Consider the following 14752-nt stretch of genomic DNA (forward strand, 5'->3'; position numbering starts at 1 on the left):
CGCTATAGACGCATCGTAATGCCCTTAGAGCTAAGGAACTCCTTGGCCTCTCTTATGGAGTGTTGCCTGAAGTGGAAGATTGAGGCCGCCAGCACCGCGTCGGCCTTCCCATCGGCAAGGGCGTCGTAGAGATGCCCAAGTTCACCCGCCCCGCCTGAGGCTATTACAGGTATGTTTACTGCCTCCGATACCGCGCGGGTCAGCTCTATGTCGTAGCCGATTTTTGTGCCGTCTCTGTCCATACTCGTCAGGAGTATCTCACCGGCGCCAATTTCCTCCATATACCGCGCCCATCTGACCGCGCCTATGCCCTTTGCCCGCCTGCCGCCGTGCGTATAGACCTCCCACGAGGCCGAATCCCCCTGCGTTGTAATATCAAGATATGACAGGGATTCATTTCCCTTCAGCCACTGTGGCCGCCCGTCTGCATCTCCAGTGCCGCTCATATCTGCAATATGCCGTTTCGCATCTATCGCCACCACTATGCACTGGCTTCCGAAGCGTGCCGAGGCCTGAGCTATGAATTCGGGGTTGTTGACCGCTGTGGTGTTTATTGACACCTTGTCGCAGCCGGCGTTAAGCAGGTCACGAATATCGTCAAGAGAGCCTATGCCACCTCCTACTGTCAGCGGGATAAATACGTCTGTTGCGGTCTTTTCCACCACGTCAAGCATTATCTTACGCTTTTCGTGTGAGGCGGTTATATCGAGATAGGTCAGCTCGTCGGCCCCTTGTTCGTCATAAAACACGGCGTTTTCGACAGGGTCACCCGCATCCCGAATGTTTACGAAGTTTATCCCCTTTACAACCCTTCCATCCCTGACGTCAAGACATGGTATGATTCTCTTTGCTATCACAGCAGCTACCACCTCCTGACGAGGGCTATGGCCTCAGCTAATGCGATAGCGCCCGAATAGACCGCCTTGCCGGTTATTATGCCGTACAGGCCGGTTATTGTCATCAGGTGGGCTATGTCCTTTAGTGAAGCTACTCCGCCTGAGGCCGTAACGGGGATATTTACGAGATTGGCTATCTCTGCGGTGGCCTCTACGTTTGGGCCCATGAGCATCCCGTCCTTTGCTATATCCGTATAAATAATCCCCGACGCCCCGGAGTTCTCGACCTCTTTAGCAAGGGTGGCGGCTGTGGTCTCAGTGACCTCCTCCCAGCCCCTGATGGCAACGCGTCCCTTTTTTGCGTCTATGCCAACCACTATCTTATTCGGGTATTTCAGGCACGCCTCACGAAGCAGCGCGGGGTCTTTGATTGCTATTGTGCCAAGGATTATCTTGTCTATGCCGATTGAATCAAGCAGTTCTATCCTCTTTAAATCGCGAATACCGCCCCCTACCTCAAGCTGCACATCAACGGCCGTTCTTATATTTTTTATACTTTCAAGATTTTTCTGTTGCCCGGTAAACGCCCCGTCAAGATCAACTATGTGTATCAGCTCTGCCCCTTCGCGCACCCACCTTCTGGCCGTCTCAACGGGGTCCTCAGAGTATTTTGTCACGTCTTCCTTTCTGCCTTGCAGGAGCCTCACACATGAGCCATCCTTTAAATCTATTGCCGGTATTACGAGCATATTCCCTCCATCACGCAGTCTCTAAATCCTATTGTCATAGCGCTGTTAGTTTAACAGAGGATACCGATAAAGGCAAGCGCCGTATTTTATTTCTATGACCACGCGCCGTATTTATGATTCATATGTAGCATTGGCTTATGATTCGTATGTAGTATTGGTTTATGATTTTATGTCGTATTGTTTGATTTTTGACCGCAGAGTGTTTCTATTTATGCCGAGTATCTTAGACGATTTAAGTTGATTGCCATTAGTTTCTCTTAAGACTATGGCTAAAAGGGATTTTTCTACTTCGGATATTATTGTTTCATAGAGGCCGCCGGTTTTGATTTCGCCGATGTCGGAGAGGTATTTGTTGAGTTTCTCATTAAGAAATTCGTAGATAGAGTATTTGGATGGGACGTCGAGGATTAAATCGTTATGTTGGATAATGGGCGTGTCGGAGAGTATTGCGGCTTTTTTTACGGCAAGGGATAGTTCTCTCAGGTTATCAGGCCAGTCGTAGCCTGTTATGAATTTAATTGCCGTGGCCGAGAATTCTTTGTAGCCGGTTTCGTATTTTTTTTTATAGTAATCAAGCAAATACGAGGCCATTGGCAGCAGGTCTTCTTTCAGTTCCCTTAAAGGCGGCAGTTTTATCTCTATAGATTTAAATATCTTATATAAATCTTCCCGAAAATTACCCTTTTTCACAGAATCGGATAGTTTCTTGCTTGTGGAACCTATGACCCTTGTGTCGGACCTAATAATACGGGTACTTCCGAGAGGGCGGTACTTTTTTTCTACAATAAACTTGAAGAGCTTTGTCTGGAGATTGTCGTCTAACCCTGCAATGTCCTCAATATACAGTGTGCCGCCATTGGTTTTGGCGAGTATGCCGGTCTTGTCTTCCTTCGTGCGGGTGGAGGTGTCCATCTTCCATCCGAAGATTTCCATTTCGGCAATATCAACCGCGGTGCCAGATGTGTTTATTGTTAGAAAGGGCTTGTGTTTCCTTTGACTTTCTGAGTGAATCCTTCTGGCGATGAGTTCTTTTCCAAAGCTGTCCTCGCCGCTTATCAACACGCTTATGTTGTTTAATAAAGCCGCTTTTTCAGCGTCTTTCACCGCCTTAAGCATCTTTTTATTTTTAGCTAAGAATAAAGCTTCAACTTCCATTAGCCGGAGTACAGATAAAACGTGGAGAGATTTACGGGTGAAGGGGGGTTACCCCCCTTCGTCTTTAATCCTTTATGCGTCCGATTTTTTAACAAAGACATCCGGCTTCCATCTGCCGAAGGAATGCAGCTTCTTTCCCCAGTAATGACGCCACGTCTCAGAACCGGAGACGGTCTCGACCACGCCGTAGTTACTTGATGCGTGAACGAAATGCACCGTGCCGAACAGGACTTTCGTTATGACCCCGACATGGTATATTATATTGTGCTTTCTACCCTTGGAGAAAAAGATGAGGTCGCCGGGTTTTAGGTCCCATAGTGAAACATACTGGCAATTCTCTCGTAAATCCTGTGAGGAAATGCCGTTTGGCGCAAAATCATAATCGGTCCCGATTAAGCTGTTCCTTGTTATGGCGTTGACGAGGTTAGAGCAGTCAGACTCGCCGGTAGTGTCGGGATTTGAGGCGCTTCGATAGCCCATACCGATGTACACCCTTGATATAAATGGGACATTTTGCTGTAAATACGAAAAGACGTTAGTTCGCATCTTCCTGAAAAAACCGGTTTGTTGCCCTGGACTATCGTCCTCTGTCAACTGGTCTACCTTACATGTCTGGCCAACGGCAGCCGGGGAAGAATTCCTTGACGCAAAGGCCTGCCCTGAGACTACGCTGCAACACACTAAGACGAGTACAATCAGAATAAATAATTTCTCTCTCATGCCTATGATACCTCCTTATAAAATGATGGTAATGAGCCAAACTCACCTTTTTTACTACAACCATTTGATATTTATGATTAATCGGTTTAACGCTGCTACGTAAAACCCTATCATTATGCAATTAAAACATAACGCCTGTCTGTATGTCAAGAGCTTTTTTTAAAATAAATATTATAACTCGACGTAATCAAGGTCTTTGCCGAAGGTCTCCTCAAGATGATAGTATGCGTAAAAGGCAATGGCTATGCACAATATGCCGACGACCGCTCCTGCCTTTAGTATTCCTATATACTCCCTCGCAAACTGAAAGACAGCGGTAATTGGTATAACCATGCCGCGAATTATATTTGGCACAGTGGAGGCCACAGTCGCCCGTATGTTTGTGCCAAACTGCTCTGCCGCTATGGTTATAAATATTGCCCAGTAGCCCACGGCAAAGCCAATGAAGCCGCAAAACGTATAAAACACCGCACTACTGACTCCGCCAAGCATAAAGAACCCTCCTACCGCGGCTGAACTGAGAATAAGAAACAACAACACGACCTTTCGTCGGCTGTGAAGGTATTGACTCAAAAAACCGCTGCCAAAGTCCCCCAATGCAAGGCCCATGTAACAGAACATCAGGGCCTCACCGGCATTGACCTTGCCTGAGACATTCATCGCCGCGGCAAACTCAGGCGACAGTATTATCAGTATTCCCACAGAGAACCATATTGGAAGCCCTATCAGGATGGTCTTCATGTACTTGAAAAAACACCTCTTGCTGGTAAACAGCATGAGGAGGTTTCCCTTGCTGACATTGCTTGACGCCATATCCTTATACATCCCTGATTCGCAGACGCCAATTCTCAGTATGAGCAGCGCCATGCCAAGTCCACCTCCGATTAGGTAGGCCATCCTCCAATCAAACGTCTTTGCGATCTCATTAGCTAAGATGGCACCCAAAACCCCGACGGTGGCGACAATCATAGTTCCATAGCCTCTGACGCCTTTGGGCAGGTTTTCCAGCACGAGCGTGACCCCGGCACCAAGCTCTCCGGCCAGGCCTACACCGGCTATAAATCTCCATAGGGCGTAGCCCCCTGTGGAGCTAACATAGGCATTGGCGATATTCGCTGTGGAGTACAAAAATATTGACCCGAAGAGTATCTTTACCCTTCCCTGTTTGTCCCCGATTATCCCCCATAAAAACCCGCCAAGGAGCATTCCCGCCATCTGCATGTTGAACAGGAAAATCCCCTTATTCAGTATCTCCGATGCCTCTACCCCGATAGCCTTAAGGCTCTGAACCCGCACAATCCCAAAGAGAATGAGGTCATAGATGTCAACAAAATACCCAAGCGCGGCAACTATCACAGGAACCGAAAAAATATCTCTGCTAAAACCGGCTCTCTCAGGCTCGTTCATCGGTTAATTATACACAAAGAAGGGCAAGTCCGCAAATTGCCTCACGAAAAAAAAACGGTGGAATATAGGCTGCTGACATCTATTCTCAGACTAAACCGCTTGTTTTTTAGTATTAAGAAATATTACCATATATTACTATGAAGGCAACTAAAGTAATGATCTCGGCAAAAGTGGACAGGAATGTGTTTGACACCCTTGATGTCTATGCTAAGGAGCTGCAGGTAAGCAAAAGTTGGATAGTTCAGCAGGCATTGAAGCAGTATTTCGACAAGTATGATGAGTATTTAGGCGACATGCGGGTTGCGTCTCTCTCTGAAGGTATCTCTCACGAGGATGTGTTAAAAGAATATGGCTTACCGCATTGAATGGGATATTCGGGCATATAGGGAACTGAAGCAGATTGAAACAAAAGCAGCCGTAGAAATCCTCAATGCCCTGAATAAACTCTATGAAAATCCCCGTGAGACTGGAAAGATGCTGGAAGGAAAGTTCAAAGGAAAGTACCGCTTACAGGTCGGCGATTACCGTATTATTTACTGGATAGAGAAATCTACAGTGTGGATTGTATCTGTTGGGCATAGGAAAGAAATATACAGATGACAGGAAATGTGACGATTGCTATAATACATCCATAGTGAAGTTTGACAGCCCAAACGCGATAGACAAAACATGGCAAAATTTACGAGAGTTACTCCCCTTCGTCTTTAATCCCTTTCAAAGAGCTGCTGCGCCATAATATTGGAAGCAGTGCCGCAGACAGATAATAACCAATCTCGGTCGGGCAGCTATATCGCACACTCGCCGTTGTTACCGCGGACGTAAGGAGCGCCGACAACAAAGGTGCCGCACACAGTGCCGCGATAATAAACGCATCCCTATCCATAAACCTTCGCCGCACTAATACCAATACTCCATACGCCGTCACCACAAAATACACGCCCACCCACAGGACATTTCTGAAAATCAGCCAATGATAGCGCTGATATATAATGCTTGCCGCCATCAGCGGGGTCTTCACATCGTTGACTGACAAAAGCGTGGTTACGTTATCACCAACACCAGCATGGAACAGAAATACGTTTTCCATCTCAGGCGGAAACGGGCGCAGGTATTCGTTTAACGTCCACGCGATGACTGCCCGGTCGCCCAGGGGCTGCCTGTCTGATGACTCGCGAATCGTGTTATGGTAGGCAATTAACGCATAGGCCGCGTATGGAATGATTTTTTCGTAGATATTCTTGCCCCCTTCAATGCCGGCCTCCTCAAGCCGTATGTTTGTGAGGTAATACCCGAACATTACACCCACAAACTTCATGTATATCAAAGGGTGGTTTTTAATCTGAGCCATCGCAATGTCGTTTAAGACCGGATACAAGCCCATCATCGGCGTGGCAGGGTTGGCCTTTTTGGGCTTCACCGTCCTTAGAAACTCAAACGTAATGGCCAGATTATACGCATATGTTGTTTCAAAGGCATCGTGCAGCGCCCCGATGTTCCACGAATCCCTTACAATACGCCTCTGCTCATCGGAGACCCGCTTGTTGACGCTTTCGACGATTGCCTTATTTACATCGGCTGATAGCCTTCCCTCAGCCTGCATAAAGGGTATCGTAAGGCTGAAAAGATTGTGCGGACCAAATGGCGATACCGTAAATGAGCCAATTGTGAAGCGGTTATACCCAGCCAGAATGACAAGCATCATGGCACAGGGGACTATCAGCGCGGCTATCGTCTTCTTAGGGTAACGGTTCCTGATAAGCAATGCCCCCGCCGCTGCCCCGATTAGTAGTATAAACAGACCCGCCGGCCTTATCCATACAATATAGCCCATTATAAACGAAACCGCCATCCACGTTAATGCCCTTTTGTTGTGGAGGGCCAGTATTAAGAAGGCATAAAACAAGACCAAAAAACTTATGTAGAGACTCTCGGCCATATAATTTGACTCATACCAGAGAAAGGTTATAGATGTCGAATATCCCGCAATCGCGATGGCCGCGTAAAGGGCCTCACCGGGATATTTCCTGTTTATGACATAGAGCAAAAAAAGCAGCGAAGATATGCTTATAATGCCCTGAATCAGCACAATCGTTAAATCAGAAGGGTTTGTAAATATCTTAAATAACATGACAATGAACAGTGGGTAGCCGGGCGTTCGATGGTCAAACAACGGCCACGCACCGTGCAACATAAAATACGCCGGCCTGGCATATGTCCAACTGTCAGGCGTCAGCGTCACCATCGGGTAATAGAGATAAAACGGCAGCCGTGTCAACAGAAAAGGCACGACGACAACCGCGAAGGCTATAACACCCCTGTATCTGTCAAGACGCCCGGAAAGGGGCGACCCCTTGATAAGGTTGCTTAATTTTTCTAACAGGGCGCCAACTCCCCTGAGACCGCTTGTGTATTTGTCACCGCGACAAATACCGCGCCGGATTTTCCGTAACGCACCTCATTATTTTATCTTCGCCAAATCCGAGCCGCATAAGCCGCACTGCTGACTCCATTATGGTAGCGGCACCGCCAAGCAGGGTGTTATTTGCGCCGGTAATTGCAGCGTTAACAGTCCCCGTTTCCTTAACCGAATCAGAGACGATGATTATCTTATCCGGCGGTTTGGCGGCAAATATCAGCTCAATAGTACCGCGATGGAGATGGTATGGGTCGGCTATCACCTCGACATAGACCTCCCTGTTTGAAAGACCGAAGCCGACAAGGCCAGGCTCCCTGTGGTGAAACGCCCCAGTGGCGTTAAACAAGTGCGTAATGCCCCGCGCACCGGCGTTAAACGCGGCCTCAGCCTCCGCGTAAGTCGCGTTTGAGTGTCCCATACTGACGATTATTCCCATATCTGTAACAGACCTTATCAGGTCAACCGCGCCGTCAAGCTCGGGGGCTACCGTGATTATTTTTACTATGTCCTCAAAGCCCCCAATAAGCTCATCAAGGGCGCGCCCTGTGGGTTTGATGAATGCCGCGCGCTTTAAGGCGCCGCACTTGTCGGGATTGAGAAAAGGCCCCTCCAGATTCACCCCAATAATGGCCGACTGTGCGGTTAAAGTGCCGCTGCCCTGTTGCTGAGTCTCCATCGCCTCTTTTATGGCCGCCATGTGAAGGCGCATAGTTTGAATATCGTCGGCATAGACGGTTGGCACTATCTCATTAACGCCGCTGTTCATCTGAGTCTCAGCTATTTTCAGTATCTGCTCTGCTGAGGCTGTCCTTGTATCAAGCCCTCCAATGCCGTGCGTGTGAATATCAATAGTTGTGCCGCTCATCAATTATCTATCCCCTTGCCGCTGCCAGTAAGCCCCCTGTAAAGTAAAATCCCTGATGCCAGCCCTAAAACCGCGTATATTATTCCCTCTGTTAATCTTTGTAACAGCAACATCCCCACACTAAGCGTAAGGGCGTAAACAAAGGCCGTACCCGTCAGCCATTCCCATATAGGGGAGCGGTAGGTGGAGGCCCTGACGCTTGAGGCGGGCAGTTTCTTTTCAATAGCCCGCCAGCCTATGCCGCCAGCCCAAACGCGCTTATAGAACTCGATAAGTTTCCCCTCGTCTGACGGCCTCGTAACCAGCGTAACTATGACCCACACCGCGGTTGATATAAATATGATAAAAAATAGTTTCCCGAAATACGGCGCCTGTGGATAGTTGATAAAAATAACCGCCGACACAATCGTCGAGGCCAGCATGGCAGATATCTCACTCCACGGGTTAACGCGCCACCAGTACCATCTCATAAGGAACACCAGCCCTGTGCCGCTTCCAAAGGCCACAAGAAACTTAAACGTCCCTACTATGGACTCAGAAAAGTAGGTGACAACCGCCGTCAGCAGAGACAGCAGGACAATAGAGACCCTTGTTGCCGCCAGATAGTGCCTTTCAGTTGCCTTAGGGGCGATAAAACGCATATAGAAGTCCTTCATAAAATACGCCGATGAGAGATTCAAATAGGTCGCTATTGAAGACATAAAGGCGGCAAAAAAGGATGCAAACATCAGACCCCTTAACCCGTTGGGAAGCAGCTCAACGGCCATAATGGGATATACAGATTCGTTGTCCTTCGCGTTTGGATAGAGGATCAATGACGCAAGGGCTGCCAGTATCCAGGGCCACGACCTCAGGGCATAGTTGGCGACATTGAAAAAAAACGTCGCCCCAACGGCATCCTTTTCGCTCTTACAGGAGGCCATTCGTTGTACTACCACACCGCCCCCGTCAGAGGAGTATTTAGCCCACCAGCTCAGCCCCATGTAGGCGGCAAACGTCAGTACGGGTATTCCCAACAGGCCAGTCTCAAACGATGGGAAAAAGTCCAGATAGTGATTCCCCCCGCCGATGGCCGAAACCTTGCTTGTAAGGGCGGAAAGTCCGCCAACCTTATTGACCGTTATGACGGCAAGTATTACAGAGCCGACCATAGCCAGAATAAACTGAAAGAAATCCGTTATAATCACACCCCAATAACCCGCAAACAGGGAGTAAAAAATCGTAACCCCGCTTGATATGAATATCGCCGTCCATTTATCCCACCCCAGTCCGGCATCCAGTATCTTTACCATCGCAAGTATTATCTGCGCCTTGATAATAGTGTGAAGGAACATGGAAAAATATATCGCCTTAAACCCCCTCAGAAACGAGGCCGATTTCCCTGAGTAGCGCATCTCCGTCAGCTCCACATCGGTCATGACCCCTGCGCGCTTCCATAGCTTGGCGAAAACGGTTACAGAGAGCATCCCCGTCATCAGGAAACACCACCACTGCCAATTTTCATAGACGCCGTTTGAGCGTATCAGGGCGGTGATATATAGCGGAGTATCTGAGGAAAACGTAGTGGCAACCATCGAAGTTCCGGCAAGCCACCAGGGAAGCCGCCTTCCGGAGAGAAAAAATTCCTCCGTTGAGCTTGAGGCCCTCTTCGTGAAGTAAAGCCCCAGTACCAGCGAGATGACAAAATACCCCAATACAATTGCTATATCCGTATGTGACAGGTGCATGAGGGATATAATAACAACAATAGTGTACCGAAAGTCTATGTATCAGGGCAATCGCATTTGAAAAATAAAGCAGAAGATACCTATACAATCATTTCGGCCTTGTCCCTTTCCGTCATTCCGGCCTCATTTTGTCATTCCGGCTTGCCGGAATGACAGACAAAGAAAGAGCGGTCTGGAAATCATTCCAACTTCCCGTGAGAACTTGTTTTATTCGTTAGAACAAAAATACCGTGGATTTTTTCATTTCCTGGTAATGCCGTATATTATTGTCAGAGTCTCCATCTGACCCGGCCCGCCTGATATATTTATTTTGTTTTTTGGGGGTGTTTCGTTTATAATACCCACTGATATGATAGGAATCAGAAACAATCTCCCGCTCAGGCCATGCGGGCATTAGACGACAAAGCGCCTCTTCGCGTAGGTCTCATAGGCGTCGGGTATTTCGGTAAGCACCACGGGCGCATCGTCTCGGAGCTGGACGGGGCTGTCCTGACCGCCGTATGCGACGCTGATTTATCACGCGCAGAGGAGGCCGCCAGGCGCTATACCTGTCAGGCATTTACCAGCGTTGAGCAGGCGCTGCCCCTTGCGGATGCCTTTATCATAGCAACCCCCACGCAGACACACAACGCCATTGCCATGAAGTGTCTGCGGGCAGGCAAGCATGTGTTTGTTGAAAAGCCCATAACCGGCGGCGTTGATGAGGCCGATCAATTAATAGACGAGGCCAATGCGCGCGGCCTCACACTTCAGGTTGGCCATGTGGAAAGATATAACTCTGGATTCAGAAACCTGTGTGCGTTACTGGATGCACCGGCATATATTGAGACCCAACGCCTGTCGCCGCTTATTGAGCGGGCGGTGGGAATTGATGTTACCCTCGACCTGATGATTCACGACATTGACATCGTGCTTTCCATTTCTAACTCGCCGGTTAAATCAATAAACGCCGCGGGGGCAAGTGTCCTGACCAGCCGCATAGACACGGCAAAGGCGTGGATTGAGTTTGAAAGTGGCATGAAGGCATTCTTATCTGTTGGCAGGTTATCCAGCGATAAACTGCGGACATTAAGGGTATCACAGAGAAATGAACTGCTGTTTTTGGACTATCAAAGCGGCATGATAACGAAATATATAAAAAACGGCTCTTCAATAAAGGCAATCCCCCTGGATGTACCGCCTATGGCGGAGCCTCTGAAGGAAGAACTCAGGAGTTTTGTTGAGAGCGTTTTAACGGGGAAGACTCCGATGGTAAGCGGAGAGTGCGGGCGGGAGGCTCTATCCCTTGCCCTAAGGATTGGATCAATAATAAGGGAAAGTGTGAGCAGTGTGATGATATGATACCTATGTTGGATTTGAGAAAGGAGTTCCTTGATATTGAGGACGAGGTAGTTGGCGCGGTGATTGAGGTGCTCAAGGGTACGAGGTATGTATTAGGCCCGGAGGTGGAGGCGTTTGAGCGGCGGCTTGCGCAGTATCACGGGCTGTCCTACGGGGCGGGTGTGGGTTCAGGAACTGGGGCGCTGTTTTTGAGCCTCGCCTCTTTGCCAATCTCACCGGGCGATGAGATCATTACAACGCCGTTTACTTTTTTTGCCACCGTGGAGAGCATTCTCTATGTGGGCGCAAAGCCGGTCTTTGTTGATATTGACAATAAGACACTTAATATTGATGTAGATTTAATTGAGCGGAAGATTACAAAAAAGACTAAGGCAATCCTGCCTGTGCATCTTTTCGGGCTCCCGTGCGATATGAAACGCATCATGGAGCTGGCAAAAAAATATAACCTGTATGTAATTGAGGACTGCGCGCAGTCATTCGGCTCTTCAATAGATGGCAGGCTCACCGGCACGTTTGGCGACGCGGGGTGTTTTAGTTTTTATCCGAGTAAGAATCTCGGCTGCTATGGCGACGGGGGGGCGGTTGTCACTAACAATCAGGAAATGTATGAAACAATTCTGGCCCTCAGAAATCACGGCTCAAGGGGAAACTACATTCACAGCGTAGTTGGCTTTAACAGTCGGCTTGATGAGATTCAGGCGGCAATCCTGTTGATTAAACTTGATAAGGTCGGGGGCAACAACGCCAAAAGAAGAGAAAACGCCGCCCTCTACACGTCCATGTTAAGCAGTACTGTGATGTGCCCTTATATTCCACAGGGATACACAAGCAATTATCATCAGTACACAATACGCTCGGCTCATAGAGATAAAATAAAGGACGCGCTTCACGACGCGGACATCTCCTCGGTAGTCTATTACCCGCTGCCGATACACCTGCAAAAGCCGTTGGGGCAGTTCGGTTTCAAAAAGGGGGATTTCCCTGTTGCCGAGACGGCCGCCGCACAGGTGCTGTCGCTTCCCGTGTATCCCGGTCTGTCTGAAGAGGCAATCGGGAGGATTGTCCAAGTAATACAGAAATGCCTGTAAGGGTTATGATAATTGCGGGGGAGTCGTCGGGCGAGCTGTATGGAGCAATGCTTGCCGTAAGGCTCAAAGAAATGTGGCCGGGATTATTGCTTTTAGGCATAGGCGGAGAGAAAATGGAGGCCGCCGGTGTGGAGCTTCTAAGTACAATCAGCAGTGCCTTTGGCGGTGTGGGGGCGTTGTCGTCTATCAGGCATTTGATAGCCTCGTACAAAAAAGTCAAAGACATATTCAGGACGATACGCGTGGATGTGGTAGTGCTTATTGATTTCCCTGATTTTAATCTGAAGGTGGCAAAGGCCGCAAAGAAAAGCGGCATAAAAGTCCTCTACTACGTAAGCCCCCAGGTGTGGGCGTGGAGAATGGGACGCATAAAAAAAGTGGCGCAGCGAAGCGATGTAATAGCCGCCATTCTTCCCTTCGAACCTGAGATTTACGCTAAGGAAGATGTGCGCTGCGAGTTCGTAGGCCACCCCATCGCAGAGGAGTTAAAGACCCATGTGGTTGACAAAGACGCTATTATGAGGGAGTTTTCCCTGGATGCCGGGCACCCCATAGTAGGGATACTTCCTGGAAGCAGGGCCGGCGAGCTGAACAGGCACCTGCCCGTGCTTATAGATACCATAAAAATACTGAAATCGCGCCACCCTGAGTTCCAATACCTCATGCCAATTGCCCCAAATCTGGCAATTGGCGAGTTTGGCCAGATGTTTGTGGAACTAGCGGCTCTGGACGTAAAACTTGCCGATGGACGGGCGGTTGAGGTGCTGTCAGTATGTGATTTGGCCGTGGTGAAATCCGGGACGGCCGCGTTTCAGGCCGCGCTCATCGGTGTGCCGATTGTGGTAATATATAAGATGGCCGCTCTGGACTATAATATAATTAAAAGGATAATTGATGTGAAATACATAAATCTCGTTAATCTGATTTACGACGCCCCCGTGGTGAAGGAACTTATTCAGGAGATGGCCGTCCCTGAGGCTGTGGCGGATGAGTTAATAAAACTGTATGAAGACGATGATTTGCGAAACGAGACGCTTGAAAAATTTAAACGCCTGAGGGAGATTTTCGACCAGAAAAATCCGACAAACCGGGTAGCCGAGCTGATTGCGGATTTAATTGCATAAACCAATGTTCTTTATCTACCGCATGTTATATTTTCTCGCCCTCTTAGTGATAGTGCCGGTTGAGTATTTCAAGAGACCTAAGGGATTAAGGCGAAGCTGGTTTTTGGAGAGGACGGGCCGGTATCCTGTTGTCTTGTCAAGAAAAGCCGCCCCATCTGATAAAACACCCACGGTTTGGATTCACGCGGTATCTGTGGGGGAGACCATAACGGCCATTTCGCTGATACGCCGTATCATTGCTGAGATAACCCCCAATATCATCCTTTCAACAGTGACCGACACCGGTCGCCAGACGGCAAAGGAGAAACTCCCCGATGGCGTAGAGGTTATCTATGTGCCGTTTGACACGCCGTCTGCGGTAAGGCGGGCAATTAAGGCAATAAATCCGGCCGTATTTATCGTCATGGAGACCGAGTTGTGGCCGTGCATTTTTAAGGAGATGCGACGGGAAAACATTCCTGTTGTGATACTAAATGGCCGCATATCTGAAAAGTCCTTCAAGGGCTATAAGAAAATCAGATTTTTTATGAAAGGGGTTCTGCGTACTGTAACACTTTTTGGTATGCAGGGCGCGCAATACTCAGAGCGAATCATAGCAATGGGGGCAGACAAGGCGTCAGTAAAGACACTGGGGAATTTCAAGTTCGACACCGCTCCGTCGCCAGTAATCCCGCCGTGGGCGTTGAGGCTTTCCCATCCCGCCCTTGTAATCGGCAGTACGCACGAAAAGGAAGAGGCCATTGTGTTAAGCGCGGTAAAGAGGCTTATGGCCAGTATCGGGGGACTTTCGGTGGTGTTAGCCCCGCGGCATCCGAGGCGGTTTGACGAGGTTGGCGCGATATTGAAATCGCTTGATATACCCTTCGTAAGGAGAAGTGAGATAGTAGATACTGAGGAGGCAGGAGTATCAGTAGTTCTCCTTGATACAATAGGGGAGCTGGCGTCGGTTTACGGGGTGGGCGATGTGTGTGTAATGGGAGGGAGTTTTGTACCAAAGGGCGGGCACAATCTGCTTGAGCCGGCCTTCTGGGGAAAGCCCATAGTGTGCGGCCCTCATATGGAGAACTTCCCGATGGCGGGGGAATTTATGGCCGCCCATGCCGCTGTTGCCACTGGCGCGGGGGGGCTTTATGAGGTGCTTTTCGAGCTGCTTTCAAACGAGGCAAAGAGGATTGAAATGGGCAAAAGGGCAAGTGAACTCTATCAAAGAAACTCCGGGGCTATCAGTAATGCCATCAGGGAATTAAAAACAATCATGGGTATTCGATAAGTGTAATACCAAAATAGAAATGTCCTATTCTACCAAAGTAGAAATGTCCTAAAG

General features: G+C 48.8%; 14 protein-coding genes. 6 read left to right on the forward strand and 8 right to left on the reverse strand.

Annotated features, from left to right (window positions below; translation table 11 throughout):
• Positions 1-2: 2 nt before the first annotated feature.
• From hisF to AB7D94_RS03605, 5 genes are all read right to left on the reverse strand, one after another.
• Positions 3-857, reverse strand: a complete 855-nt coding sequence (gene hisF / locus AB7D94_RS03585) for an imidazole glycerol phosphate synthase subunit HisF (protein WP_420264356.1) — start codon at positions 855-857, stop codon at positions 3-5.
• Positions 858-862: 5 nt separating this feature from the next.
• Positions 863-1585 carry a 1-(5-phosphoribosyl)-5-[(5-phosphoribosylamino)methylideneamino]imidazole-4-carboxamide isomerase gene (gene hisA / locus AB7D94_RS03590; protein ID WP_420264357.1) on the reverse strand — a complete coding sequence of 241 codons (723 nt, stop codon included), beginning with the start codon at positions 1583-1585 and terminating at the stop codon, positions 863-865.
• Positions 1586-1744: 159 nt separating this feature from the next.
• A complete protein-coding gene (locus AB7D94_RS03595) occupies positions 1745-2740 on the reverse strand; it encodes a sigma-54-dependent transcriptional regulator (protein WP_420264358.1) in 996 nt (331 codons plus the stop codon).
• Positions 2741-2812: 72 nt separating this feature from the next.
• Entirely contained in the window at positions 2813-3460 is a 648-nt protein-coding gene (locus AB7D94_RS03600; protein WP_420264359.1) for an NlpC/P60 family protein, read from the reverse strand.
• Between the two features lie 171 nt (positions 3461-3631).
• Positions 3632-4867, reverse strand: a complete 1236-nt coding sequence (locus tag AB7D94_RS03605; RefSeq protein WP_420264360.1) for an MFS transporter — start codon at positions 4865-4867, stop codon at positions 3632-3634.
• Positions 4868-5004: 137 nt separating this feature from the next.
• Between AB7D94_RS03605 and AB7D94_RS03610 the strand changes: the two genes are divergently transcribed.
• Together AB7D94_RS03610 and AB7D94_RS03615 are read left to right on the forward strand one after the other, a co-directional pair.
• Complete coding sequence (locus tag AB7D94_RS03610; protein WP_420264361.1) at positions 5005-5232, forward strand: ribbon-helix-helix protein, CopG family; 228 nt, start codon at positions 5005-5007, stop codon at positions 5230-5232.
• Positions 5216-5467, forward strand: coding sequence for a type II toxin-antitoxin system RelE family toxin (locus tag AB7D94_RS03615; RefSeq protein WP_420264362.1), 252 nt, complete (start codon positions 5216-5218; stop codon positions 5465-5467). The genes AB7D94_RS03610 and AB7D94_RS03615 overlap by 17 nt, the downstream gene beginning before the upstream one ends.
• A gap of 88 nt (positions 5468-5555) precedes the next feature.
• On the opposite strand, the gene AB7D94_RS03620 is transcribed toward AB7D94_RS03615, so the two are convergent.
• The 3 genes from AB7D94_RS03620 to AB7D94_RS03630 form a co-directional block, all read right to left on the reverse strand.
• Complete coding sequence (locus AB7D94_RS03620) at positions 5556-7154, reverse strand: hypothetical protein (protein ID WP_420264363.1); 1599 nt, start codon at positions 7152-7154, stop codon at positions 5556-5558.
• Positions 7155-7281: 127 nt separating this feature from the next.
• Positions 7282-8148: an N-acetylglucosamine-6-phosphate deacetylase gene (locus tag AB7D94_RS03625; protein WP_420264364.1), complete on the reverse strand. Its 867-nt coding sequence runs from the start codon at positions 8146-8148 to the stop codon at positions 7282-7284.
• On the reverse strand, positions 8148-9875 hold the full coding sequence (locus AB7D94_RS03630) for a sodium:solute symporter family protein (RefSeq protein ID WP_420264365.1): 1728 nt from the start codon (positions 9873-9875) through the stop codon (positions 8148-8150). Before AB7D94_RS03630 ends, AB7D94_RS03625 begins: the two co-directional genes overlap by 1 nt.
• Before the next feature lie 384 nt (positions 9876-10259).
• On the opposite strand from AB7D94_RS03630, the gene AB7D94_RS03635 reads away from it, so the two are divergent.
• The 4 genes from AB7D94_RS03635 to AB7D94_RS03650 are packed head-to-tail and all read left to right on the forward strand — an operon-like array spanning position 10260 to position 14698.
• Positions 10260-11216 carry a Gfo/Idh/MocA family protein gene (locus AB7D94_RS03635; RefSeq protein ID WP_420264366.1) on the forward strand — a complete coding sequence of 319 codons (957 nt, stop codon included), beginning with the start codon at positions 10260-10262 and terminating at the stop codon, positions 11214-11216.
• Positions 11213-12304 (forward strand): DegT/DnrJ/EryC1/StrS family aminotransferase, encoded by a 1092-nt coding sequence (locus AB7D94_RS03640; protein ID WP_420264367.1) that lies wholly within the window; start codon positions 11213-11215, stop codon positions 12302-12304. Before AB7D94_RS03635 ends, AB7D94_RS03640 begins: the two co-directional genes overlap by 4 nt.
• Entirely contained in the window at positions 12295-13428 is a 1134-nt protein-coding gene (gene lpxB, locus AB7D94_RS03645; RefSeq protein ID WP_420264368.1) for a lipid-A-disaccharide synthase, read from the forward strand. Before AB7D94_RS03640 ends, lpxB begins: the two co-directional genes overlap by 10 nt.
• A complete protein-coding gene (locus tag AB7D94_RS03650) occupies positions 13421-14698 on the forward strand; it encodes a 3-deoxy-D-manno-octulosonic acid transferase (RefSeq protein ID WP_420264369.1) in 1278 nt (425 codons plus the stop codon). The genes lpxB and AB7D94_RS03650 overlap by 8 nt, the downstream gene beginning before the upstream one ends.
• Positions 14699-14752 lie beyond the last annotated feature (54 nt).

It is taken from the genome of Candidatus Magnetominusculus dajiuhuensis (assembly GCF_046044395.1).
Lineage (GTDB): Bacteria > Nitrospirota > Thermodesulfovibrionia > Thermodesulfovibrionales > Magnetobacteriaceae > Magnetominusculus > Magnetominusculus dajiuhuensis.